Genomic DNA, 24,684 nt, shown 5'->3' with positions numbered 1-24,684 from the left:
GCCCTGCGGGGCGATTTTTTTTTATTATGCATAGGTGATCACTACTGTCCGGGGAAAAGTATAATTTGCGGATTGAACTTCGATGACCATCAAAAAAGATAGGTGATTAAACTTGAAAAGAATTTTTCAAGACTTAATGCGAGCAATTATTCTTGTAAATTTCAATTGTCTCCATATTGTCCATTATCAGTTCTTTTTCATAGGTAAAATCTTGCATTCCGTCATCAGACATTTTTGATCCATTCATAACAAAGGTCAGATACAATTTACCTGATTTGCACTCCCATGTCCCTGACTGAAATTTTGCAGAACTAGTGCCGACATCTTCAAATGCTGTGCCGCTCAATTTTCCTTTTTTCAAAAGTTCAACCGAAAATGAGAATTTTTCATCCTCTGAATTTGACCCCTTGCAAATAGTAATTCCGACAACTTCATTTTCAGATACCGGAGTTGGGTCAAATGATTCTTCTGACCACTCATCTTCGCAATTATTTCCCAACGTTGAATAGGCTTGATGATCCATATCAAAAAGTAAAATTTGAGAAAAGGGCTGTCCTGCATTTTGAAATTCATCTTGAGAATAAAATAAACCATGATATAATCCATCAATTAATGAGTCACGTTGAAAAACAATAACCTCTGCCATTGAACTTTCATCAGATAGATAAAAAATCAGTTGATCTCTGACCGGATTAAAAGATTGTTTCGAAATTTTTGCTTCATCGTAAATCAAGGGATCAACACATTCAATTTTATCAGGTTTAATATGATAAACCAATAAGTCACAACATTTATCAAGTTGGTCATTTTCAAAAATAACATGAGCAAAATTCTTTGGCCAATCAGCAGGAGGTTCATCCAGCAAATCAGAAATAACATTTTCCTCAGTTACCGCATCCGGATTCAACTCAACACCTGCAGGTTCATGTTGATTATTTTGGGTGCATGCCATTATCAACCAAACGCATGACAAGGAAATTATTTTGATGAGACAATTCATACTTGAGTTATGTCTAAAAATAGTTAACGATAAAAAACCAATGCAAAGTACACAAATTTTGTCTGGCGAGAAAGTAAATAAATGATATTCAGCCCATGAGCGTCTGACCGTTCAGCTTCAACGTAATTTCCGAATAAACCAAATAGTAGAAGAAATTTCAACATTTGAACAAATAATTCATCCATGAGATTTATTTTCTGTATACATTTTTTGTTTCTCTGCGTACATATTAATGCACAACAGTGAGGCAGTATTTCCGGAATTGTAGTTGACGACGAAAATAAACCTGTGGAATTTGCCAATGTTTTTATCACTTCTAAAAGCGATTCCTTAAAAATTATTACCGGAGTATTAACAGTTAGTATTGGATCATTCACTATTAGTAGACTCGCTTCAGGTGATTTTTTGCATTCGAATCCAATTCGTAGGATTTACAAATGTGAAAATCCCGGTAACAATTTCAGAAAGTACTCCCAATGTTAATCTGAATTCAATAACTCTTCAGCCTGATACTACCTCTTAAATAAATTCAGGTATACATTAAAGATAAATACCCTATTGCGTTTAAAACCGGTTTGCTCTTTCAGAATTTTTAGCCGCATAAAATCCTTTACGATAGCATTAGCCGTTGGTTTTGAAATTTTCAGTTTTTCAATAATATCATTTACTGTTACCACGGGCTTCATATATAAATAATTTAAAGTCTTTTTAGCGAGCCATTCACGTTTCCCAAGTGTTGATATTTTTTTCTTTTCAATATCTGCTTTTAGTTTAATGATTGCCTCAAACACAGCAGCGCTTTTATCTGCGGTTTCTATTACACCTACAAGAAAAAATTTTATCCATTGTGTTAAATCGTTCCTGGTTCTCACAGCCGAAAGATTGTCATAATAATATTGTCTGTTGCGTTCAAAAAAATCGGAAAGATATAAAGAAGGTTTTTTCAGAATATTATTACTTACCAAATATAATGTAATAAGTAATCGTCCTAAACGACCATTTCCGTCAAGGAACGGGTGAATGGTTTCAAATTGATAATGTGCAATGGCTATCCTTATCAGGTGAGGGACATTTATATCGGTATTATGCAGGAATTTTTCAAGGTCGCTCATTAATTCCACAACGTCTTTATTGTGCGGAGGAACATAATCGGCATCCTTTAGCGAAGCTCCGCCTATCCAGTTTTGCGACCTGCGGAATTCGCCCGGTGCTTTATGTTTTCCTCTCACTCCTTGCATTAAAATACGATGAGTGTCTCGGAGAAGACGGTTGGACAAAGGAAGTTTGTTTAGTTCTTTGATTGCAAAATTCATTGCCTGGATATAATTCTGTACTTCCTGCCAATCGTTGCGCTGTTCAGGGTTAACCTGATTTTTACTCAAAACAGCATCTTCAATATGGGTTTGTGTTCCCTCTATTTTGCTTGATGTGGTTGCCTCTTTTACAATGTGCATTCGAATAAAAATATCCGCATCAGGAATCATCAGCGAATAAGAATTCAAGGCACTTACCTTACTGGTTGCTTCTTCCAACAGGGTGCTTACCTTGGCAGAATTAACCACCCACTCTTTATTGACCTTTTCAGGCAAAAAGCTCTTGTACCCATCCTGGGTAATGTGCCTACCTGATTTAAAGTCCTTAATATTCATAGATCAAAGTTAACTATAAATTTTTATAGTTAAGGGAAAAGTCTCATCGTTAACTATGAATTTTTATGGTAAAAAGGAGTGGACTCAATTTTTGGATATGCCAATAATAGAAGCGAATAAGCCGCTTTATAAACAGCCAAAAACCATCATTCTCAAACAAAAAATGGCGGAAGACTACATCTACCGCCATTTTACTCGAACAAAAGTTCGACAGTACAATGGACGTATACAGAATCGAACCAATTTCTGGAAGACATGGAGCTGATAAACGACCTCATGGCAATTATCGAACCGAAAGAGAAGTCAGAGTGACAGAAATATTATCAAAGTTCAACTCGGTTTATAGATTTTGCGAAAGTGAGCGAATTTTGCTCCTGGCAAAAAATTCCATAAGTTCACTATAGTTGCTTATCCAAATTTTCCGTATATTAATTCATTTACCTGATCAATAAATCTTGGAATAATGAGAACTCATTTACTCACACTACTTAGCATAATTGGTATTGCATTCTTGATTATATTCTCTTCACTATGGGCTTGGGAAGACGGCAAGTTTCAATGGGACGTCTTAATAACAGTCGCCATAGGAATACTGGCGCTAGTTGTTTCAATTTATTCAATAAAAATAGCAAAATATGACATAGATTATAGATCTTGCCTTACAATTTTAGAAGCAATACAAAAGGATCTGGAATCTATACAAGTCGACAAATTCTTAGAGCATCATCCAGAACTATTGAGCAGATTGACTACAGAGCAGATTGACGAATCGAATGGTGTTGAATTTTATGATTTGTACCATGTCTTTTACACCTATATCATCAACAACAATGAATATAAAGTGCATCTGTTGGAAAAAGATAATGTCGCAAAATATAATTTCTATGGGATCATTCAATCAATGAATCATTACCTCTTGTCAAAGCAATCTTATAGCTTTGACGAAATAATCGTTATAATAAATGAAACGGAAAAATCAGGGATGACCGGTCTTCAAAAAAAATTCATCTTCAGAAAAATTAGAAGGATTGTCTTTAGATATTATAACCTTTTAGAGGCGAAACGAAATGAAGCACATTCTGCTTTAGTTGATCATTCTCATACAGTAACTAACTACTTATATGATATCCCGTTTTATGAAGAGCAAAAAATAAAAGAAAAGTCAACCTGGTCAAAGACCTCACTTTTTGAAAAGATCAAATATGATAAGCTCTACAAACTAATGATAGAGAATCATATTGATGCCAGGGGGTTCAATGTAGCTTCAGAATTTTGAATATTGCAAGAGTTCAATTGATCTCTCAATCATCCATTTCCGCTATCTTCTTTACTGTTATTGAAAATGAACGCATGGTAAGAAAGTCAAGCATTACTTTTTCTTGATGGTAGACTTACTTGGCTTCAATGAAGGAGTATTCCCTGGTGTGCTTTTATTGTCTCTTTGACGTTGATCAGGTTTACCTGTTGAATCAGCTTTTCTTTTAGGCCCCGGCTTAATAGCTTGAATTTTCATATTTAGAGTTTTAGTACGCACAATTTAATGAATTTAGACGATATAAATCAACGAAAAAGTCGATTATTTTATCATTTCAATACACTTCCAAAAGCAGCCGTAAGACAAATGCTATCTCTTCAATCACTACTGTCCGATAAAAACTAAAAGTACGTAAAAACCCTTTCAAAACCCGCATGGTTGCGTATGAAAAGCCTTGTATTTCAAAAGTAAGCCCCCTCTTTTCAGGCTGAACTAAATTCGAATTGAAGTTGTGGATCTATTTCAACTAGCCAATCTTTTTCTGGATTTTCTAGAAATTTGATCAGATGAATGTAATTGAAGAGATGCAGTCTGCAAAAGTTGGCCAGATTAGAGAAAGCCCATTTTCGTTTAATTTTTTGTGGATAACGGTCAACAGCAGATTCACTATTAGCGTACACCAAATCTGAATTTTGATTGCATTCTCATTGTCGCCTAAAAAATATTTTAGCGGAAAGTTTTGTTTGAGCTGTTTGAAAAGTAATTCAATTTGCCATCGTTTTTTGTAAATGAGTGCGATGTGTCCTGCGTTCATCCCTTGTATGTTGGTTATAAATTCAAAGCATCTTTTGTGTTCGTCATCCCAGTAAGCAATTCTTCTGAGTTCAGTAGTTTTGAGATATTTTCCGTTGTCTTTGACTTCAACTTTTATAATTTCATCTTTCAATACACCTGCGTCAATATAGCTGGGAATATCATTTTCTACAACCAATTCATAGGTTGCATTTGATTTTAGTCTGGTGACAAAATAGATGTTGTTTTGTGTGAATTCATCAAAGGTTTTATAATCATTATATCCTTTATCAAACACAGCTATTTTGCCTTTTTCCAGCTTAAGTTTTTTAAGGAATTTTTTATCGTGTGTTGTCGCTGATGAAAACCAAATCAGTTTTGGAACCTGTTCCTGAAGATTAATTTGAGTGTGTACTTTTATGCCTCCTTTTCTTTTGCCATTGGAGGATTTTCTGCCAACACAGCTCAATAAATCACGAAACAATGAAATAGTTGTTGAATCAATAATTTCCACCCTTTGTTCCCATACATATTGTTTTCGGCTGTCCGAGATAACCCCTGAGTACTCTTTGTACAATAAATAATAAATCTCTTGAAAAACCTCATGACTCCTTCGAGCATTTGCATCACTCAACGTGCTTTTGTGCGGAATGTTTTTTAACTGAAAATGATTTGTCTTTCCTTTGAGCCCAAGCATAGCACCGGCAACCTCTCGCAACGATGAACAATTGGCGAAAGTTGAAAACAACATGCTGATTAAGTGATCAGATGTGTCAAATCGTTTGGTATAATAATCAGAGTTACGGTTCTTAACCACTCTGCTTACAAGAGTTGGGTCAATTAAAGAAATCAGCTGTCCGAAAACCGACTGTCCAAAAAAGTAGTTACTTTTATTCATGTGTATTTAGTTCGTCAAAACCAAATTACACTAAAGCGGGAAATCTGTTATGGAAATCCCGCTTTTAAATTTTTTTTATCGGACAGTAGTGCTCTTCAATATTAATAGAGATTAATCGATTTCAATTAAATTGTTTATTTTAAAGAAATTTTTCAGAAAATGGCTCTAATTGAATGTAATAAATGTGGCAATAAAATCAGTGAATTTGCAGCGGCATGTCCAAAATGCGGTGAACCCAAATCAACAGGTTCAATACCAAGTATTCCTGCTGAAACATTGGTATCTCAATTAAGTTCTGAGGAAACCATTAAGAAGCCTGTTGAAGAAATCAAAAAACCGATTGAACAAAAACAAACCGCTGAAACAAATTACATTCCTCCAACCCAAGAGAAACCTGAACCAAAGAAAAGCAACACTACCAAAATTGTATTGTTCAGTTTAGGTGGAGTTGCGGTGATATTTTTAGCATTATTTCTTTCTGGAGTATTTGATAAAACACCTGAAACTACGGACAGCTCTCCATCCTTCAATTCAAGTAACAGTGAAGGTAGTTCCAATAACTCCGAAGAATCTGATGAAGATTACACAGTGACGAGTTCCGACGATGAAGAAGTGGATTATGAACCGGAGGATGAGTATTATGAAGACGATGAAGGTGAGTCAGACATTTCAGTGAAAGATGTTGAGAATAATCTTGATTCATACGTTAGAGCCAATGTAGATTATCGTCAACGATTAGTGACTGGAGTTTATGAAATCCAAGTAGCTGTAACCAATAATTCTCCCTACACAATGGAAACGGTAAGAGTTGAAGTTCAATATCAGCGTTTGAATAATAAAGTTTTTGATTGGGAGTATTTATCCTATTCAAATATTGCCCCTTACTCTACTGTTACAATGGATGCACCAAATAAGAGTGAAGGCTCATTCGTAGCAGTTGGAGTTATTGAAGGTAAAGTTTCAAAATAGTTTTCTATGGCATTAATAACTTGTATTGAATGTGAAAACAAGATAAGCGATCTTGCGAAAAATTGTCCGAATTGCGGAGCACCTGTGGAAATTTCAAAAAAAACACCTTGCTTTGAATGCGGAAACTTATTAGAAAATGGTGTTACAATTTGCAATAGTTGCGGAGTTGATCAGTCGCTGAATCCTTCAATTATTCCTAGCGAAAAACCATTAGTAAATCAAGATCAAAAGGTTGAAACGTCAATACAAAAGCCAATTTCAACTGCACAATCATCTAATCAAAAGACAGAGCAAAAAGACGAACCAAAAAAAGAACCAAAACCAGAAGTAAAAGAATCAATAACAAGCCAAGCCAATAAAAATATTCCACCTTCCCAAACTACACAGAAGAAGAAATCAGGTTGTTTAAAACCTTTACTAATTGCCGGTTTGATTATTTTAGTTTTAGGTTTTGTTGGCTATCAACTTTTACCAGACGATGCAAAAAGAGAATTATTTGAAGCATTAGGTATTGAAAACTCAAGCCTGGCAAAACAAGATTTGGAAGCATACATTAATAGTGAAGAAATCTATGCACGACAAACTCTCTTTGGTAAATGGGAAATATCAATAATGGTGTATAATACACATGAAAGTATCACCATACGTCAAATCGATATTAAATTCCTATTCAGTGATTCAGACGAAACAAGAACCTTTAGCAAGAACTTAAAACCTGGTAAAGTTTTTGAATCGGTAATTATCGAAAAATTTGACGGGCATAAGGGTGCATCCTATTTGGGATATGAAATTGTTGATGCACGGGAATGATATTCATACATAAATAATCTCCGTTTTATGAATCGATTTTTCCGAACAATATTCGTTAAATTTCAAAAAGTATAATTTCCTTACGAAAGTTATGCCGCTTGTCCAAAATCAATTCAGCAGGTAAGAAATCTAAAATTTGATATTTTGACAATAACATTTCAGCGTTTTTAAACTTGAATGAATTATAAAATAGCGCGAAGGCCTCTGGTATAGTCATTTGAGATTTAAAGAATTGTGAATATCTACGAAATTCACTTTTGATTTCTCTTATCTTTTCAAGATCTTTTACTTCACCAATAGGACTACTATTTTTAATTTTTTCCTTTTCCGAATGGTCAAGAAATAACAATGTTTGGTAAGAGTGTCTAAAATAATGGCCAATGGCAAAAGCATATTTCCGAAGAAAAAAATCGTAAATACGAACCACCTTTTCCCTTTCTGATTGTAACTTCTTATATGAATTAAATTCTTCTTCGGAAATTTTATAATGTTGCAACGTAAATTGGTGCATGTAGCTGGTTTCAGACTCTACTAATCCAGATTCTGTATGACCTTCTGAATTTATTGAGTCGTAATAATCTTGTTCTGCTTCTAATTCCATTTCATGCAATGCACTCTCTTTATTGAATTCTATAAATTTCGGTTCATTTAATGCATCTGAAATTCTTTTTAATTCTGTTTTAAAATGCTTAAAAAATGAACGTCCTTTAGCATCTATAATTTTTTTTTCAAGATTTCGATTTAACCTGACAAAAGTTACATTCAGTTCGTCAACTATCTCACGATTCATTCTTAAAAGATTGAAATAAGCGGTTTGGAAATTTTGGTCACGAAATTCAGCCTTGGTCTCATTTAGCTCCTTTCTTTGCAATGATAACTCACGTTGTTGAAGAAAAATTGAATAAATAATTCCAGCCAAAGCAAGAGCCGAAAATAGCGAGTTTACAAAACCGAATTTATCACCAAAAGTACCTCTGTATTCCGAAGTTGAATTAATCTCCGGATTATCTATTGTGATCGAATCAACATAAACCCAACCAATTTGCCACCAAATTGTGACAACACAAATAACTAAAAATAAAAAGAATAAAAAATTCTTGATCATGACTCTAATTTTTTAAAATGTAATCAATCTCTTCCTCGCTGATCCCCAATTCTTCAGCTTTTACTTCTAAATACTCTTGCAAATCGCCAACGAAGTGAATGTAAAAATCACCTTCTTCGGAAAACACATTTTTTATTGATATCCGCTCAAATTCGTGGTCATTCAATTTGAAGTGATTTACAAATTGAGAAGCGAAGAAAGTTTGCTTATAATTTCTAAAGAGATTTGGATCATAATCTGGTATCATTGCGAATATTTCAGGCAACGTCTCACCAATATTTGATTTTTTTTGAATGTCCGAAATCAATGAAATGGCAGCTTGCAGATTTTCATATAAAATGGAAGTTTCTACTCCAATAGTCAAGTCATTAAGAGCGCCTTGTAAATTATTCAAGTATATATTAGTAATAACAAAATAACCTTCTAACTGCGATTTACCTTCTTCAGTTTCAATTGCTTGAATACATTCCTGAATTTTCACAAATTGCTCCAATAAATATGCACTGACGACCAAATTTTTTTTCAAGGTCTTCAATTCATCTTCTTTCCAGTAACGACCTTTTCCATTCAAGTAATTTAGAACTGGAGAATCTGGTTTGTGCGTACTAAAAATCTCTCGAATTGAAATATGCAATTGTTCGGAAAAATGGTGATAATTTGTTTCTTGCTCAATCGTATTTTTTGAGAATGAATACTCAACACACATATAGTCTCTCAAATCCGATGGAAGTGACTTTATATCTTGGCTAATAATAATTGTACCTCTGCGTAGCGTGTGTCGAACACCCAATTCGTACATAACATTGGGGTTCATACCAGTCAAATCTGCAATCACCAAATCAGATTCGTTAAGCTGCGATGCAATGCCATCGATTATTGAACCTACATTAGATTCGTATCGTGAAATTTGAGAAAAGAAAGCTTGGCCTTCCACTTTATATTCAGACACCGCACGTTTTATTATGTTGGTATAGATATATGATAGCTCGGCCTTGTCAAGAATTTGTTCACCAAGCGCAGCCTTTGTAAAAGGCATAATAATGAAGCATTTTTTTTGTTCCATAAATCACTGTATTCCTCTATAATTTTTCACGCAGTAGATATTGAAGATATACGGTTAATTGATCAGCGTACTCTTGCGATTCTGGTGTATCACCAATATAAACTTCCAAATCTTCAATTCTTTTATTTGCTAACTCAATGAGATAGTCAGATAATATTATATTTTCTGTCTTCTGTAAGATTGGGGCAAAGAGTCTTTTGTCATCTTCCAAGTCAGCATCATTCAGCATAATTCTATCAGCCAATTCAGAAATTTGCTTCTTCGACTCAACGAGATGTGCTTGTATAAATTCTTTGTTTTTCATTTTCCAATATTTCTACTCAGTCAGGTTGCAGAACTCTTTTAGAAATCTTTTCTGCAATTTCTGCCGTTGTAAAATTCGAGGTGTTTAATGCAACCATATCAGCAATCATTGGGCTGTATCGTAACACCTCATTTTTACTTATTTTATGCCATATTGGTAAGATAACCTTGTTCCCGTCTATCTCTCTCGCAAATAATCCATCAAGTTCTCTTTGAGGCCATTCTTTTTGAAAGAATGCTTCGGATAAAACTACTATTCCAAATCTTGAATTACTCAGTCCAGAATCAATTGATCGTCTTAAACTGTCGCCAATTTTTAAAGTCAATTCGTCGTACCAAACTTTTAAACCATTTTCTCTTAGGCATTCTACGAAATCTCTAACAAATTCATCTTTATCCTCAGAAGCATGAGATACAAATACATCATACGCTATAGAACGAATTTGAGTTGGTTTTAATACATCAATTGTTTGAAGTGATTGTCGTTTTTGCTTCTCCATTTCTCTTGTTATTTGCTGTTGAATGGATAGAATTTCTTTCTGATCTTTTTTTGCCTTGTCCCTAACCTTTTCTTCTTCCTTGTTAAGTTTATTATGTAACTCTAACTTTTTACTTTTTTTATCAGCCAATGATTTTGATTTTGTGCTTTTGTCCTTTTCGAGTCTATTAATTTCCTCTTGTTTCCTTTGCAAATCAACTCGAATGGTAATTGCCCTTTTTAAGTCCTTTTCTTTGGATAATTTTGTAAAGATTGAGTTTACCTCCTTCGTTTTTTGGTTAAGCTTTTCAATAATGGTATGGATACTCTTTTCAACTGTGTTAATCTCACGGTCAATTGACGCAATTTGTCGAACTAAATTTTCTACACTCATATCTCACTCCACCCCAACCAAATCAATCTCCTTCATAATCCTATCCGTTTCTGTCAGCGCAACAATAATTTTTTGGTAATGCAAAATATCATCGTAGCTGAGTTCACGATCTTTTCTGTCTTTTAGCCATTTTTGAGCGGGTTGATAACCGCCTATGTAAAAGTTCCAGGCAATTTCAGGCACATTTGAAAAGTATTGCGTGTCATTGATAAAAACTTTTCCGTTTTCAAATTTTATTTTGGTGATCATGTTGTCTCCATCAACCGGATATTTGGTGATGTATTTTTGAACTGTCAAAGATTCCAACAAATGCAAACGGCGCAACTCACCACCCAATCCAACCAATTGCCAGAATTTTTTTTGATCTTTTGGATAGGGAATTCTTGGGAAATCAATTTTTAAATATTCTTTGTATTTCACTCGGTAGAATGGTGAGTACAAAACAGAATAAATATAATCTAATAAATCAACGGCATTAAACGAATTGCTATTGGACTTGGTTTCAGGAAAAAATTCGATTCCAATGCTCTTCGCAATATCAGCAATTGTTGCAGGGTCAAGATTTGCTCTTCTTTCGACTGATTGCTCAATACTTTGTTGGCCCCCTGCGTCGGAATAAAGATAAAGAGGAAGTACGTACGATTGGTCAGCCAAAAAGTTTTTGTCCGTGAGGCAATTGGTAATAAAAACATGTGAGAAATTACTATTACTTCCAAGTAACCTGCCTCTTTTCAGTACCAAACCCAGATTATCGCGGTCTATAAAATGCTTGAAATTGTTATACATCGGATAACCGACGATACCTTTGGTAATGCCAGTATAAATAATTTTACGAACATCAAATGGTTTTGAAAGAATATTTTCAATCTTTGGATTGTTTCGGATTATATCATTTTTGGCTGCACCAATTTTCCAATCTCTACTATCATTATTTACATTATATTTTTTAGCAATACTATCTTCATCGAGATCTTTAAAATCTTGTATGACCTGTTTTAGTTTTGTTTCATCAAATGCCACAACCAGATAATCCTTCCTCGTTTCAATCCCTGAGCTATTTTGGACAAAAAGCTTAGATAAATCAAACCCTTCATTATAAATAATTTCTAAGTCAATATCCCTCGCAATAAAAGAATAGTTTGGGGCATTTAGATTTAGTTCACACCAGGAAATGCTTTTCAAAGAATTATTAATTAAAAAATCGTATTTCACTTCCCTCTTCCCAAATAGATCGAAGTGCGCTACTTTACCAAGAGATTGATTTCTTTTTCCATCCTTTCTAATGAAAATATTGATTGAAACGCCCTGCATAATATCAAATACATTCTGGTCTGCCCCACCATCAGGGGCAGTTTCTTTTTTCTTCGAGTTTCCATGCAGATCTAAAATATATAACTTGTCGAAGCATTCCATTAAGCTCTTTCGCATTTGACGAAACACGATTCCGTCAATGAAGCTATTATTTGAAATATATGCCAAGATTCCACTTCCATTCTTTTCAATGAAATGTTGGCCAAATCGAATAAATTTTACATAATCATCAGAAAGAGAATTATAACTTTTTTCTTTTAAATTTTGCTTATAATCATTAATGAGGTTATCAATCCAATCGCTTTTATTAGTGCTACTCACAGCATACGGCGGATTACCAATTACACACATAACTGGCGTCTCACGTTTAATTCGATTAGCCTCATTGGCCTCCGAGCTTAACCAATTAGCAAAAAGCGTTCCGGTATCTGGGTGACTTTCTTCTAAACTATTCGTGAGGTAAACTCTGAAACGTTGTTCCTTTTTAGGTTTGAATCCGGTTTCAGTTAAAAGCAAATCCAATTTCAAATGCGCCATAGCATAACTTGCCATCAATAACTCAAAACCGTTCAGCCTGGGCAGCAAATGTGTTTCAACATAATTACTCCAGATACCTTCTTGCCCTTCAAATTTTTTGTGAATGTGTTTGACCACTTCTGCTAAAAAGGTTCCTGTTCCTGTTGCGGGGTCAAGAATTTGAACACGGTGAATTTCTTCTTCAACCGTTTTGATATTGTCTTTGTAGCGTTTGTCTGTTGCTTGAAGATTTACTTTAATTTTTGTTTTGCTGGTATCTGCCAAACCTTCTTTCAAACCAAATTCAGATTTCAAAATATCATCTACCGCACGTACAATAAAATCAACTACTGGTTGCGGCGTGTACCAAACACCTCTTGCTTTGCGCAATTTTGGATCGTACTCACTCAAAAAGGTTTCGTAGAAGTGAATAATAGGGTCTTCCATTTTGGTTGACTTACCATAATTTTTCAAAATTTCACGCACGTTGCACGCCAGAAAAATATCTACTAAACTATCTACAATCCACTTGATGCGGTCGTCAATATCCGGCCCTGCTATGTAACCAAACAATTTGCGCAAAAACGGATTTGTTTTTGGAATTAATTCCGCAGCTTCCTGTCTGCTGAAAGTTGGTAAAGTTGGATCATGCAAACGTGCAGCAAACATTCCATACGCAATTGTTTGTGCATAGACATCTGCAAATCCTTTTGGTGTAATATCGTGAATAAGAATTTCTTTAAACGCTTTCATTTGTTCACGCAGCGTACTATTCTCATGGTTATCATCATCACTGTTCAATGCCTTTTCAATAACATCCGATAATAACCGAGCTTTACCCGCCATCATCTCAGCCAACCGTTTTGGATTTTTGATGGACTGTGAAACATGCGAACCAAAATCTGTGATCAGATTGGTAAACTCATTGAAATTTTTTGAAACAGGTACAATTGAATTTCCTTGAAGTTCACCAATCGAAATTTTTGTCACCAACACACCTTCACGATACAAATGAAAACTCAAATAATCTGTAAAGATGATATTACCGAGTGATGCCTTGTAACGGTCAAACTGTTCTTTGTTTCCGGTTTTTTTTGTTCCGTCCAAATCTGAATCACCAATATCCTTCGCTTCAATAAACCCAACCGGAATATCTTTTTTCATCAAGATGTAATCCGGCGCTCCGCATGATTGCCGCTTCGGTTCATTGGTTGCGCTGATGCCTGGTAACAAACTTTCAATTAACTGCTGCAAGTCACCTCTGAAGGTGTGCTCAGTAGCGTTGCCGAGTTTGTAGCGTTTGTTGATGTTGGTTATGTATTGGTCTAAAATCATTCTTTAATATTTTCTTGATTACAAGTCCATTCAAATTTAATTTGATCTAATGGGGCTGGAATTCCTTTGTGATGATACTGTGAATATTCAAATATTTGCAAAACTCTGGCATCTTTTTTCCATTTAATCTGAAAATCCAATTCAAGATAAAGTAAAGCTGATCTTTTTAGCTCGTTCAACTCTCTGCCCTGCGGATATTCCAACGCCACTTCATCAGGAAACTTGTTTAAATCTAACACGTTCCAATAAACTTCAAATCTTTCACTCAATTTCTTTAAGTCATATTTTTTGACCTCCTCTTCAGAGATTGGATTGCAAATAATTTTTGGCAGATCAGATTTACAGAGAATAAATAGACTTGGAAACGTTCCTCTTGAAAATCCAAAATTAATAACTTCGGTTTCTCCAAGTAAGTGCTTTGTCCCGGCTTCAACTTTATTGTCGAAAAGCATCATCCCAAAATTTACGATAATGTGATTTTTGTTTAGGTTCAGGGATTCAAGAGCCTTAGTCATTTCTTCACGTTTGATATTAAATGTCAATGTCTTGGTGACTTCAAATGTGTATCCAACTAAATTTCGCAAATTTTCTACTAATATATCTGACAAAAAAGAATCCCGTTCATGATAATATATTTCATCCAGAACCCCGTATGCTTCCTTGTCCATAATTACCTTCTGCCCGCCACTCTTCCATTCGTTTATTGGAACTGAGTTAGTATCAGACAAATCTTCGTTTGAGATGGTTGCAGTTAACTGAAGAAATTCATTCAAGGTTTTTCTACTCGTCTCCTTGAATTGGTTAACTTTAGTTTGATCAAGTTCAATTTCCTGACCTTCCACTTGAAACTGCTCCAATATCTTGGTTCTTAATCTTTCAAAAAAGTTGCTCCATCCTTCTTGAACTCCCAAGGTTCTATCACGCAAGTACTCTTCTTCAGAATCAAAGTAATAATTAAACCCTAAAACATCTAATAATTGTTGATTGCCCAAATAGGATGATACCGTTTTCTCAAAATATTCCAGACCTTCAAGCCAATGCCTTTTCTCACTTTGACTCTTTGGAATTTCAGGCAAATTAATTGGTTTATCAATTATGAGATAACTATGCAATGTAAATTGACGAAGAAAAAGAACGGCCAAATAATGAAACACCCACTTTCGTATTAAATTTTCAGATCCAATACCTTCTGAATCTGGAAAAGGAAAAATGTTAGAAATCCAATTGTATTCTTGATCGTATCGATCCCGAAATTTACTGTAAACTTCAAAAATCGTTGTCATGTTATTTGGCAGCAAGGGATATCTTGGTGGTTCGCTTTGAGTGTAAGAAAACATCCGAGAAATACACTTGTACCTTTGTTTATACATCAATAATCCACCGAGGGCTATATGAAATCGAAGGAATTTATTTCTCTCCTTTTCTCTCTCCTCAACTTCGTCCTCATTAAGCTGATTGAAGGGAGGTGTTCGTGCAAATTCAGGATAAATTCGATCGAACGAATACTCCATATATTGATGTGCCGTTTTCCAATGATGAATCACTAACTCATCATCATCATACTCAATTGCCAAACTCAAATTTCTCCATATCCATCGATAGGTTTCATCAGAGATTTTAGTATCCTTTAATTCACCTAATAACCAAATTGAACCTGATGTTCTGACCTCAATTGATCTGTTTCGATTATCCTTTATTACTCTTAATTCTTCAATTGCTCTATAAACCAACTGATAATATCTATCAGGGTAAACCACTGGTTTACCCGATTGTTTTATTCTTTCTTTTTGAAACGCTGTGTAAAAAAATCTACCAATTTCTGAGGCAGCCGGATGATCTTGCTTCTTGATGGAAAGCAGAAAAATATCCATTAGGCCGATTTCAGACAATCTCTCCGAAGATTCATCAGAAAGACATTTAAACTTGAGATAATTAATTAGTTTTTCTGGATTATTAAAGATCAACGTCAATTTTACCAAGTGGAAAAATGAAATTGTCAAGCCAATCGAGAACAATATTAACAGCAAGGTAGCTGAATTTAATATTATTGGTTTGAAGCAAGAGAAATCAAATAATGGAGGGCGGTCTAACACCCATAGTAGCAAAACGACAAGTGAACTGATAAGGACAGCTATGAAATATCTGTACTCACGAGATTGTTCAAATAGTTTAACAATAATTCTTGAACCATATTTATCGTTCAATCTTGAATTAATTTCAAGAATAATTGGATATGCAACACCCAAGATGGTAATGACCAACGTTGCAAGATTCTCTGCTTTGTCAAGACTTGGCATTTCCGACTGAACAAGTTTATTTGCCCTTTTCAGAAGATGAACTTCCTGATTGATTTCCACTTTGATTCCCAGATGCAGGCGGAGGCACAGGAATATTTCTACCCTCTTTAATTACCTCACCACCTTTACCACTGTCATTTGACTTTCCTTTACTCATCTTGCTTTGTTTTAGGTTTTACTTCTGGTTTTGGTTTTGGTATTGTGCGTCCAAAACCTTCTCGCTTACCACCAGATTTTTTCTTGCTATTATCCTTTGCCATTACAAATTATATTAATTGATGAAAAATAAACTATTGATCCTATTCCAAGAATTAGTAAAACAAGAGTAGCCCAGTTTATTCCGCTAATAATTTTGTTTCTACTTTTTACGTTCTTTTCACTATCCTTATTTTGAGAATCGTAATCATCTCTTGATTTGGAAATAAAAAATATTGAAATTAAATGTGAAGCAAGATTTGTTGCTAACGTTATAGTCAACAACGTCCATCCAAGAATCAAAAATATTTTACACTTTGCAAATTCTAATGGAACTATTTTCTCGATAAAAGCTAATGACAACCCCAACGATCCGGCACTTATATAAGTCAGATTTTTTTCAAAATCATTCTCCGAACTTTCAATGGCTCGTTGAAAGATTTCACGATCAAATTTTGAATCGTTTTCACTCCTCGACTCTTCAGTGCTATTTGAATTCTTTTTTTTTGCCATAGGTATCTTTCAAATATAGTTAGAATTACCCCAAAATCTTACAAAAAATAAGCAATTAATACTATCATTTTTCCCAACGTTATCAACATTTTTGCTACATTTAGTCAATTAACTTTGTTTTATGAATATTCTCTCAATTTTCATACCTGCATTTTGCTTGATGAGTTGTGCAATTTTTGCGCAACCAACAAACAATTTATGCTCTAATGCAATTCCACTTTGCCCTGGTCTTACTCTGTCAGGAACGACTATTGGGGCGACGACAACTTCAACAACAGACTATAACTTTTGCACATTAAATGCAGCGACTGTCTGGTACAAATTTACGACTGGTTCTTCTGGTGGATTTGTAACCGTTTCATTAAGTAATCTTACTTTCAATCCTGATGTTACAATGGGTCAAGAAATAAGCGTAACAATGATCAACGCATCGACGGAATGTGACGTTACAACATATACACCAATAGCTGCTTGTGGAGGTGGATCAACTAATTTTAATGTTACCTCAGCCTTTGGGTTAAGTTCAAACACTGCCTATTTAATTCAAATCAACGGCGTAAATACTGGGGCAGGCGTAACTCAACCAGCGCAATGTGATTTTGACATTTCAATTACCGGTGACATTCAGTATCAAACTGAAGAAACAATTTCAGTTTGTTATGGAAGTGATTACACTTATCCTGATGGAACGACTGCTTCAACAATCACTTCAGATTTGACACACAATAGCTATCTTGTTTCGGTAATCTCAGGCTGTGACAGTGTTGTCATCACTAACTTAGATGTTCAACCACAGGTAAATGTTGTTGCTACACAAGCTGGTGTCACTTTTACAGCAAATTCAATTGTTGCAGATTACCAATGGGTAGATTGTGATGATTCATTTTCTGAAATAAGTGGTGCAACAAATCAGAGTTATACCGCAACTCAAAACGGACATTACGCTTGTGTAATTACTGAAAATGGTTGTTCAGATACGACGACATGTTTTGAGGCTGATTTTACGGGAATTATTGAGAACAACAATGCGTTTTTGATTTATCCTAATCCAGCTCAATCATACTTGTATATTGTTTTTGAAAATACGGCTCAAGAAAATGTTTTGATAATTAATGACATTCGCGGAAAGCAAATTTTGACAACTAACATTTCCGGTCAAAATCAAGCGCAAATTGAAACTGCACATTTTGCCAAGGGAATTTACTTTGCAATATTGATCTATCCAGACGGCAGAATATTAGAACAAAAATTTGTAGTTGAATAATAATTATTTTTGACTTTCCTCCCGCAAACATCAGGGGTCTCAAAAGCCCGAATGGAGACACAAAAGAGGGAGTTTTTAATCCTTAGCTTACAATTGATAACTTAAAAATCCCTGTCAGAGATGATGGGGATTTTTATTTAGTGTTTCATAGACTCAATACATCAGCACTCTGTGAGTCGCTCGTTTCTACTTCTTAATAAATTTTGCAGTGTACAGTGTATTATCTACAACCAATTTAACTAAATAAATGCCACTTTCCAAGTCAGAAATATCTACATTATGTTCTCCTTGCATTTGCTTGTGCAAGACTTCTTTGCCGTCTAATGAGTACATGATTAAATTGGAGTTTTCCGTTGAAACACCAGTGAAAGTAACTTCTTGTTGAGCTGGGTTGGGATAAATCTGAATAGCGCTAATATTGAATTCTGAAACACCCAAATCCGGTGGAAAGAAAAATGCATCACCAATTGATGCTCCACCACCATTTGTTGTTTTGTAAATTCCATTTTGAGAAACGGCATACCCAACCGTATCATTGACAAAACAAAACTCATGAAAATCTTTGTACATAGCCGTTTCAAAGTTATCAGCATCCGTATAATGCCATGAATTACCACCATCAATACTTCTTAATGTTCCATTGAACTCTCCACACATCTGCCAAAGTGTATCGTTGATTAGGGTAATTTCCTCCAGTCTTCCCGGATCAATATAAAGTGTTGTCCAGTCCAAGCCAAGATTGTCAGAATAAGAGAGGACTCCAAAAGACGATCCACCCATTTTATCACCAATTACAAAGATCCTGTTGTTAAATATTATTGTATTCACGTAATGATAATAAGGCGTGATGTTATTGTCAAAGATTTGCCAAGTTAATGTGGCTATATCTAAAAATGCCCAACCACTCGTTCCGGCAAAATAGTTTCCGTTATAACAATTAAATTTTCTTATTCCGGGAAGGATTGGGTCAGGAAACCATGTATAGCCACCATCTGTCGTTCTGAAACAGGCCGAACCAAAGTCAGTATAACCATAGAAGCCAGTGTCAACATTCACAAAAATTATGTCAGTATTTGCATTGGAATTAAAGGTATTAGTGGTATCAATTTCAAACCAATCAACACCACAATTTGTGGTCTTAAAAATTCTGCCTGAACCAATAGTATAACCTACCGAATCATCTGGAAAATAAATTGAAGTGAGGGAAATAAAAGTACTTCCAACCAGCTCAAATGTTGTAGTGGTATCCCAATCTATTCCACCATTCGTCGTTCTAAGTATAGCACCTTCACCTTGCACTCCTCCAACAACGAAGCCAGTATCTGCATTCACAAAAAACACATCCTTATATGAATGATCTAATCCAACAGACGGCGAGATTAGATTCCACTGAGCATTTAATCCCGTTGCCGATAGTATCAAATATAGTATGAATGTGTTTCGCATTAACTCACTACAAACATCGATTTATAAATTCCTTCAGAACCTTGGCATTCTATTAAATAGGTTCCTCTGGCTAACACTTCAATATTAACGTATTTTATGCCTATTTGGTTGTAACAGTAAATTAATTCGCCTGTAATTGAATAAATTTTGACGGATTGAACAATATCAGACCCAATTGATATAAATAATACAGAAGTACTATTTGGGTTAGGATAAACCGTCATCTCTCCTGATTGATTTACTTCTGATTCACTCAACGTTGAATTATCCAAACCCGAAACCTCAAAAAATCCTGCGAATTCACACTGGTCTCCAGCCCCATCACCGTTGAACCAATCATTACTGCCTGCAGCGGTATTATATTCCCAGTCTTCTAGGCTGTATATTTCTTCTTCAGTGGCACTAGCACCTATGAAGTCGGGATCGAGGGCATCGACGCTATTAATAGTATATGCAGCCCCACTAAAATAAAGCCGGTCATTGTTGGACACAGATATCGACTTAACTTGATCTGTTTGCCAACCTCCAAGATATGTTGCCCACAAAAGTTCATCGGTCTGGTTGAATCCAATGATAAAGCTTTCTTGATAAGTTCCTCCTTTGTATGGTGTATAGGTTGGTGAATCAAAATAATAAAAGCCTACTGGTTGAGCCAAGGGTAAAGGGATGTTGTATTCTGACATCTGCGGAGTATCTGAAAGATAATGTCGTGTTTGCTGACCAGAAATGAAGAAATTTCCATTTGGCGCAAAACTTATTTCTTGTAAACGCATTGGAAATTCTTCATCTTGATATTCCCAATAACTATAATAGGTTGACCATTGAATTGTTCCCGACAAATCAGTTTTGAAGATGAATCCGGCAGGGCGCAGAGAAAGATCAAATACGCTCTTAGCCCAAAAACGAGTGCCTTGGAAGTAGGAGTCTCCGCTTGGCGGTGGATAAGTAAAAAGATTATCACTAAAAATTTCACCCACTAAGTAAATCGACTGTCCATCTGGTGAAAATTTAATGTCGTTGCCACGATCTCCTTCAGGGTAATAATACAAATCATAACCTATTGGAATAGAAGGCCCCTCGGAGTATGGTGGGGAATAGATATAATAAGCAAAATCAATATTTCCAAGGGTATGAACGCTGGCAATAAAAGCATCCGTGTGAATTCCACCATAAGTAGTAAAATTAATTCCAGGCGCATTGACATGATTAAAACTTGGAGAAGTAGTGATACCTGTCAAGGCATAATTTTGTAATCCGTTCCAATCAATAGCCGTTATCTCACAGTACCCGTCAGGGTCGGCTGCTGTTGTTCCAAAATACGTTCCATGACTGAAAAAACCTCCTGGTTTAAAATTTGCTATGTATCCTTTTCCATTTTCAGAATAATAATTCACTCCATCATCCAATAACGGTGGTGTTTGAATTCCGAAGGTTCCAACTACAAATATTTTATTTTCTACAATCTCACAATCATTCAATTTTGCTTCAAATCTTGTTGACCAGTCGGCAGTTCCGTCATGATCCAATTGAACAATACATGATTCTCCTGTGGAATTTTGTAAGTAGCTACCAACCAGACCAACCAAAGGAAAATCAGAAGAGTTACTTGTGCCGGTAATGAATACTTTTGGTGAAGTAGATGATAATCCAACAGCTATTGAGAGACCAGCTTCTCCACCTGTCCCCCCATAATAAGTCGCCCATTCGATTTCAATTTCATTATTTAATTTCATAACAGTCATGTCAACATATCCTTGTGGAACATCAACCAAGATACCTGGGGTTGTTGGAAAAGCAGAAAGCCCACTGGATTCTAACTGACCAACATAATAAGAGTTGTTATTGTCGTCTGTATCGATTTTATTAATTTTTGCTTCTCCAAAAGCAGTCTCATTTGGCAATCTAATGTAAGAGCACCACTTAAAATTATCTTCAGAACTTTTGTTTTGACTTGTTCCTGTTTGCGTGAGTTCAATTATTAATGGTTTTGAAGTATCATAAAATCCGGTTGGAAAATGAAATGCTACAGTTTGAGAAACATCTAGCGCATAACCATATGTTGGTGTAGAATAGCCAATTTGAACCGGATTTCCAAACGAATCTAATTGATAAACGATAGGTTTCTGATAGGTTTGAATATGACCATTAGAAGTACAAGAGAGTGATCCGTCGGAATTGACTGAGACAGAAGCGCCATTTATATTCCAGCTGATCTCATGGTAATCAGCTCCTGGTTTAACAATGAAAAAAATGGTATTACCAAAATAGTTTGCGCCAATCTCCATATCAATCTTTTCATAAGCATTCGAATAAATAACCTTCTTAAATGCGTCAATTTTCTCTCTTTGTACATCGGCATAATAATAATTGACATAATATCCACTTGGGTTTATTCCAGTGGGTACCTGTGGTCTAAAATCTCCCATGAAAGTAAAATCCCATCTAATTACGGAATCTATTGTCGTGGTGTCACCATCATTCAAAATTTCAGTGTGAATGAGTGATTTATTAAACAGGAAATTACCGTTTGAATTCAAATTGCCGTAGAAGCAAAGTCCTTCAATTGTATTTCCGTTAATGTCCTTCGTTTGGTTGAAGTATGGGAAATAAGCTAACGTTCCGGTAGGTGCATTCGAAACATCTGGTGCGTTAAAAGCATCTTCTTCTACCAGATCAAACACTGCTATTTGATAAAGTGTTCCGTATTTTATTTGACCAGTCATAAGAATATGATTGTTGGTGTTAAAATCAAAATCAGTTAGCTGATTTCTATTACCACCGTTACCATTTTCATGGTATTGCCAGCGTAAAACAGCATCATAATTCAAACTAAACATGACCATATTACTGGTCACCAAATTTGATTCAGTACCGGCAACAATAATTCGTGTGTTGTCAGAAATCACAGAAAAATTCTTAAAGTCTAATCCACCTGAATAATAATATTTATTCCATTCCAACTCACCATTCTCGTTCACAAGGTTGACACTTACCTCAGACTGACCATTGTGAACGTAGGTAGCAATTGCATTATTAAAGCCATCAATAAATAAACTCTTCCCAGGTTCATACGTATTTCCTGCATCCAAATTTTTTGTCCATAAACTATCTCCAATAGAAGAATATTTGAAGAGAACAGCTTCATTCAAAGAGTCATTATTATTAATTAAAGAAATTAAATCATTATTTTGATCGTATTTAATAGCCCTAACCTCGTAAAGACCACCATACGTCAAGTCTTTGTACCAGTCCACAGTTAAACTATTATTGAATTGAATTAATCTGGAGCTTATTGTTAACCCATCATCGATTGTCAGTCCCAACGCAATTTTGCCGGTCGTTCCATCCAAATTAACCGGGTAGTCATTTGCTCCACTATCGTATTGATAGTTCGCTACAAGGCTACCAAAGGGGTTGATCTCAGCTAAAATCACATCATGCTGACCACCAACTAGTGCATCACCCAAAATCACAATGTTTCCGTCAGAATTGATTAGCATATCAGAGGGTTCATTTGTCACACCAATAGTATGGGAGAAAGCCCAAACTTGGTTACCAGCAGAATCATATTTCAAAACTATTAAGGAAGAGGTTCCTCCATTTGAAATTCTGCCAAGAGTATAAACATTTCCGGTGCCGTCACACAGATTTTTAAATCCTCGGTCATCCGATCCAAAATGATAGATATTTGACCAGAGCAACGTACCATCGCTATCATACTTAAGTGTAATAATGTTTCTGCCTTCGGTTAGATCGACAACATAACCGGTAACAAATACATCTCCATTTGCATCCAAATCAGTAGACACGTTAAAGATGGAATCTTGATGCGTATAATTTGATTCCCAATTTTCTTGTAACAGTTTTTGTGCAAACGAATTATTAGCCGAATAAAGGACTATAATTACAGGCGTCAGATATGCAAAGAATTGTTTCATAATTATGGATATTTAACCACTTAATAGAGTAATAAAATTCAGAATCGAGATGTGGATGTTCAACCATCCGTTGCCAAACTAGCCATAATAAACTTGAAAAACAATCAGTGAATTAACTCAACCACTAATGTATGAATTCACGTTTAATAGCTTAAACCGTTTAAATTCACCATCATTTTTTTTTGTGCATCCGAAATTTATTTACAATATTTTATTTCAGAATTTTCATCGTGTCGGATAACCGACATTTCACCCTTGTTTTCATGTCGGATATCCGACAATTATTTCAAAAAAGATGTCGGTTTTCCGACGTGCCAAAGTAGTTTTTTACGCTATGATGTTTTCAAATCAATCAAAGAAAAAATCAATGATGTAATCACACATATCTGTGACTTGATTGCGAATAATAATTCCGCACCGTTAAGTTTTTTTAAGGGTTACTTTTTGTAACAAGTGTAATTTATATTCGTTATGAAACGTCATAACAAAACATGAAAAAGCATTTTTAGAAAGATCAAATTACTAACTACCCAAAACGATGATGATATGGAATTCGAGAATAATGATTTGGACATTAAGCCATACACACACAAGCAACTGGCTGCCATGTATGGTACAACAGGACGCACTCTTAACACATGGATGGATGCGTTCCGTGAAGAACTAGGAGAACGCTATGGTCATTACTATACCATCAAACAAGTGAAAATTATTAAACTATAGAAATATTTAGGCAGTTCATTTTGCAACTCGGTAGAAATATTTTATACTCCTTTAACGGAACTACCGATAATATCTTCTGACCTTAAAATGCAAAATAAATTTAGCGCACTTGCGGACTTTATTATCCTCGCTAAAAAAATTGGTACAAACAATGTTGCCGAGCTTCTAATACCTTCTTATTTCGAACAAATCATTGACGGCATGGTTTATGAATTGTATTTCCCGGATCTAATAAAAAAGCACGAGCGTGAAATTATTAAGCACCTTGGTCAATTACCAGAATTTACTGATGACATGAGTGATTCTGAAAAAATGAAAATTTGTAAAGAAGTTTTTGAGAGGTTGAATGATTCAAGTCATCTGGTAAAACAGAATTTAGGTTTGATGAAAGAGATACCGGAGATCAAACTGATTGAGGGTGATAAATAAA

General features: G+C 35.1%; 19 protein-coding genes and 1 pseudogene. 6 read left to right on the top strand and 14 right to left on the bottom strand.

What is annotated here, in order from left to right:
- Nucleotides 1–133 precede the first annotated feature (133 nt).
- Nucleotides 134–1,000 carry a hypothetical protein gene (locus tag IPH66_02880; GenBank protein ID MBK7128296.1) on the bottom strand — a complete coding sequence of 289 codons (867 nt, stop codon included), beginning with the start codon at nucleotides 998–1,000 and terminating at the stop codon, nucleotides 134–136.
- 512 nt (nucleotides 1,001–1,512) lie between these two features.
- A complete protein-coding gene (locus IPH66_02875; protein MBK7128295.1) occupies nucleotides 1,513–2,649 on the bottom strand; it encodes a Fic family protein in 1,137 nt (378 codons plus the stop codon).
- A 463-nt stretch (nucleotides 2,650–3,112) separates the two neighbouring features.
- Here IPH66_02875 and IPH66_02870 point away from each other — a divergent pair, with 463 nt between their 5' ends.
- Nucleotides 3,113–3,925, top strand: coding sequence for a hypothetical protein (locus IPH66_02870; protein MBK7128294.1), 813 nt, complete (start codon nucleotides 3,113–3,115; stop codon nucleotides 3,923–3,925).
- Between the two features lie 93 nt (nucleotides 3,926–4,018).
- Here the strand turns inward: IPH66_02870 and IPH66_02865 are convergent, their stop codons facing one another.
- Entirely contained in the window at nucleotides 4,019–4,162 is a 144-nt protein-coding gene (locus IPH66_02865) for a hypothetical protein (GenBank protein ID MBK7128293.1), read from the bottom strand.
- A 224-nt stretch (nucleotides 4,163–4,386) separates the two neighbouring features.
- Nucleotides 4,387–5,594, bottom strand: a pseudogene (locus IPH66_02860) (IS4 family transposase).
- Nucleotides 5,595–5,753: 159 nt separating this feature from the next.
- Between IPH66_02860 and IPH66_02855 the strand changes: the two are divergent.
- Both IPH66_02855 and IPH66_02850 read left to right on the top strand, forming a co-directional pair.
- A complete protein-coding gene (locus tag IPH66_02855) occupies nucleotides 5,754–6,563 on the top strand; it encodes a zinc ribbon domain-containing protein (protein MBK7128292.1) in 810 nt (269 codons plus the stop codon).
- Nucleotides 6,564–6,569: 6 nt separating this feature from the next.
- Complete coding sequence (locus tag IPH66_02850) at nucleotides 6,570–7,373, top strand: zinc ribbon domain-containing protein (GenBank protein ID MBK7128291.1); 804 nt, start codon at nucleotides 6,570–6,572, stop codon at nucleotides 7,371–7,373.
- A gap of 55 nt (nucleotides 7,374–7,428) precedes the next feature.
- Here the strand turns inward: IPH66_02850 and IPH66_02845 are convergent, their stop codons facing one another.
- From IPH66_02845 to IPH66_02810, 8 genes are all read right to left on the bottom strand, one after another.
- Nucleotides 7,429–8,478, bottom strand: coding sequence for a hypothetical protein (locus IPH66_02845; protein ID MBK7128290.1), 1,050 nt, complete (start codon nucleotides 8,476–8,478; stop codon nucleotides 7,429–7,431).
- 4 nt (nucleotides 8,479–8,482) lie between these two features.
- Nucleotides 8,483–9,541, bottom strand: a complete 1,059-nt coding sequence (locus IPH66_02840; GenBank protein ID MBK7128289.1) for a hypothetical protein — start codon at nucleotides 9,539–9,541, stop codon at nucleotides 8,483–8,485.
- Between the two features lie 16 nt (nucleotides 9,542–9,557).
- Nucleotides 9,558–9,845 carry a hypothetical protein gene (locus IPH66_02835; GenBank protein ID MBK7128288.1) on the bottom strand — a complete coding sequence of 96 codons (288 nt, stop codon included), beginning with the start codon at nucleotides 9,843–9,845 and terminating at the stop codon, nucleotides 9,558–9,560.
- A 16-nt stretch (nucleotides 9,846–9,861) separates the two neighbouring features.
- Entirely contained in the window at nucleotides 9,862–10,716 is an 855-nt protein-coding gene (locus IPH66_02830) for a TIR domain-containing protein (GenBank protein ID MBK7128287.1), read from the bottom strand.
- 3 nt (nucleotides 10,717–10,719) lie between these two features.
- Nucleotides 10,720–13,878, bottom strand: coding sequence for a DNA methyltransferase (locus IPH66_02825; GenBank protein ID MBK7128286.1), 3,159 nt, complete (start codon nucleotides 13,876–13,878; stop codon nucleotides 10,720–10,722).
- Nucleotides 13,875–16,175 (bottom strand): hypothetical protein, encoded by a 2,301-nt coding sequence (locus tag IPH66_02820; protein ID MBK7128285.1) that lies wholly within the window; start codon nucleotides 16,173–16,175, stop codon nucleotides 13,875–13,877. Before IPH66_02820 ends, IPH66_02825 begins: the two co-directional genes overlap by 4 nt.
- Before the next feature lie 16 nt (nucleotides 16,176–16,191).
- Nucleotides 16,192–16,332 (bottom strand): hypothetical protein, encoded by a 141-nt coding sequence (locus tag IPH66_02815; protein MBK7128284.1) that lies wholly within the window; start codon nucleotides 16,330–16,332, stop codon nucleotides 16,192–16,194.
- 89 nt (nucleotides 16,333–16,421) lie between these two features.
- Nucleotides 16,422–16,883: a hypothetical protein gene (locus IPH66_02810; GenBank protein MBK7128283.1), complete on the bottom strand. Its 462-nt coding sequence runs from the start codon at nucleotides 16,881–16,883 to the stop codon at nucleotides 16,422–16,424.
- A gap of 121 nt (nucleotides 16,884–17,004) precedes the next feature.
- On the opposite strand from IPH66_02810, the gene IPH66_02805 reads away from it, so the two are divergent.
- On the top strand, nucleotides 17,005–18,147 hold the full coding sequence (locus IPH66_02805; protein ID MBK7128282.1) for a T9SS type A sorting domain-containing protein: 1,143 nt from the start codon (nucleotides 17,005–17,007) through the stop codon (nucleotides 18,145–18,147).
- Nucleotides 18,148–18,333: 186 nt separating this feature from the next.
- On the opposite strand, the gene IPH66_02800 is transcribed toward IPH66_02805, so the two are convergent.
- Together IPH66_02800 and IPH66_02795 are read right to left on the bottom strand one after the other, a co-directional pair.
- Nucleotides 18,334–19,569: a T9SS type A sorting domain-containing protein gene (locus tag IPH66_02800; protein ID MBK7128281.1), complete on the bottom strand. Its 1,236-nt coding sequence runs from the start codon at nucleotides 19,567–19,569 to the stop codon at nucleotides 18,334–18,336.
- 23 nt (nucleotides 19,570–19,592) lie between these two features.
- The gene (locus IPH66_02795; protein MBK7128280.1) at nucleotides 19,593–23,531 is read right to left on the bottom strand and encodes a T9SS type A sorting domain-containing protein; all 3,939 of its coding nucleotides are present in this window, start codon (nucleotides 23,529–23,531) and stop codon (nucleotides 19,593–19,595) included.
- Between the two features lie 546 nt (nucleotides 23,532–24,077).
- Here IPH66_02795 and IPH66_02790 point away from each other — a divergent pair.
- Both IPH66_02790 and IPH66_02785 read left to right on the top strand, forming a co-directional pair.
- Nucleotides 24,078–24,254, top strand: a complete 177-nt coding sequence (locus IPH66_02790) for a hypothetical protein (protein MBK7128279.1) — start codon at nucleotides 24,078–24,080, stop codon at nucleotides 24,252–24,254.
- Nucleotides 24,255–24,341: 87 nt separating this feature from the next.
- On the top strand, nucleotides 24,342–24,683 hold the full coding sequence (locus IPH66_02785) for a hypothetical protein (GenBank protein MBK7128278.1): 342 nt from the start codon (nucleotides 24,342–24,344) through the stop codon (nucleotides 24,681–24,683).
- The last annotated feature ends 1 nt before the right edge of the window (nucleotide 24,684 follow it).

The sequence above is a fragment of the Crocinitomicaceae bacterium genome, assembly GCA_016708105.1.
In the GTDB taxonomy this organism is placed as follows: Bacteria; Bacteroidota; Bacteroidia; order Flavobacteriales_D; family Crocinitomicaceae; genus JADJGJ01.
This window is presented reverse-complemented; position numbering and strand designations above follow the sequence as displayed.

Bases quoted from the DNA above. Each gene is read 5' to 3' on its own strand.
- IPH66_02880 (MBK7128296.1), bottom strand. From the start codon at position 1,000: ATGAATTGTCTCATCAAAATAATTTCCTTGTCATGCGTTTGGTTGATA.
- IPH66_02875 (MBK7128295.1), bottom strand. From the start codon at position 2,649: ATGAATATTAAGGACTTTAAATCAGGTAGGCACATTACCCAGGATGGG.
- IPH66_02870 (MBK7128294.1), top strand. From the start codon at position 3,113: ATGAGAACTCATTTACTCACACTACTTAGCATAATTGGTATTGCATTC.
- IPH66_02865 (MBK7128293.1), bottom strand. From the start codon at position 4,162: ATGAAAATTCAAGCTATTAAGCCGGGGCCTAAAAGAAAAGCTGATTCA.
- IPH66_02855 (MBK7128292.1), top strand. From the start codon at position 5,754: ATGGCTCTAATTGAATGTAATAAATGTGGCAATAAAATCAGTGAATTT.
- IPH66_02850 (MBK7128291.1), top strand. From the start codon at position 6,570: ATGGCATTAATAACTTGTATTGAATGTGAAAACAAGATAAGCGATCTT.
- IPH66_02845 (MBK7128290.1), bottom strand. From the start codon at position 8,478: ATGATCAAGAATTTTTTATTCTTTTTATTTTTAGTTATTTGTGTTGTC.
- IPH66_02840 (MBK7128289.1), bottom strand. From the start codon at position 9,541: ATGGAACAAAAAAAATGCTTCATTATTATGCCTTTTACAAAGGCTGCG.
- IPH66_02835 (MBK7128288.1), bottom strand. From the start codon at position 9,845: ATGAAAAACAAAGAATTTATACAAGCACATCTCGTTGAGTCGAAGAAG.
- IPH66_02830 (MBK7128287.1), bottom strand. From the start codon at position 10,716: ATGAGTGTAGAAAATTTAGTTCGACAAATTGCGTCAATTGACCGTGAG.
- IPH66_02825 (MBK7128286.1), bottom strand. From the start codon at position 13,878: ATGATTTTAGACCAATACATAACCAACATCAACAAACGCTACAAACTC.
- IPH66_02820 (MBK7128285.1), bottom strand. From the start codon at position 16,175: ATGCCAAGTCTTGACAAAGCAGAGAATCTTGCAACGTTGGTCATTACC.
- IPH66_02815 (MBK7128284.1), bottom strand. From the start codon at position 16,332: ATGAGTAAAGGAAAGTCAAATGACAGTGGTAAAGGTGGTGAGGTAATT.
- IPH66_02810 (MBK7128283.1), bottom strand. From the start codon at position 16,883: ATGGCAAAAAAAAAGAATTCAAATAGCACTGAAGAGTCGAGGAGTGAA.
- IPH66_02805 (MBK7128282.1), top strand. From the start codon at position 17,005: ATGAATATTCTCTCAATTTTCATACCTGCATTTTGCTTGATGAGTTGT.
- IPH66_02795 (MBK7128280.1), bottom strand. From the start codon at position 23,531: ATGAAACAATTCTTTGCATATCTGACGCCTGTAATTATAGTCCTTTAT.
- IPH66_02790 (MBK7128279.1), top strand. From the start codon at position 24,078: ATGGAATTCGAGAATAATGATTTGGACATTAAGCCATACACACACAAG.
- IPH66_02785 (MBK7128278.1), top strand. From the start codon at position 24,342: ATGCAAAATAAATTTAGCGCACTTGCGGACTTTATTATCCTCGCTAAA.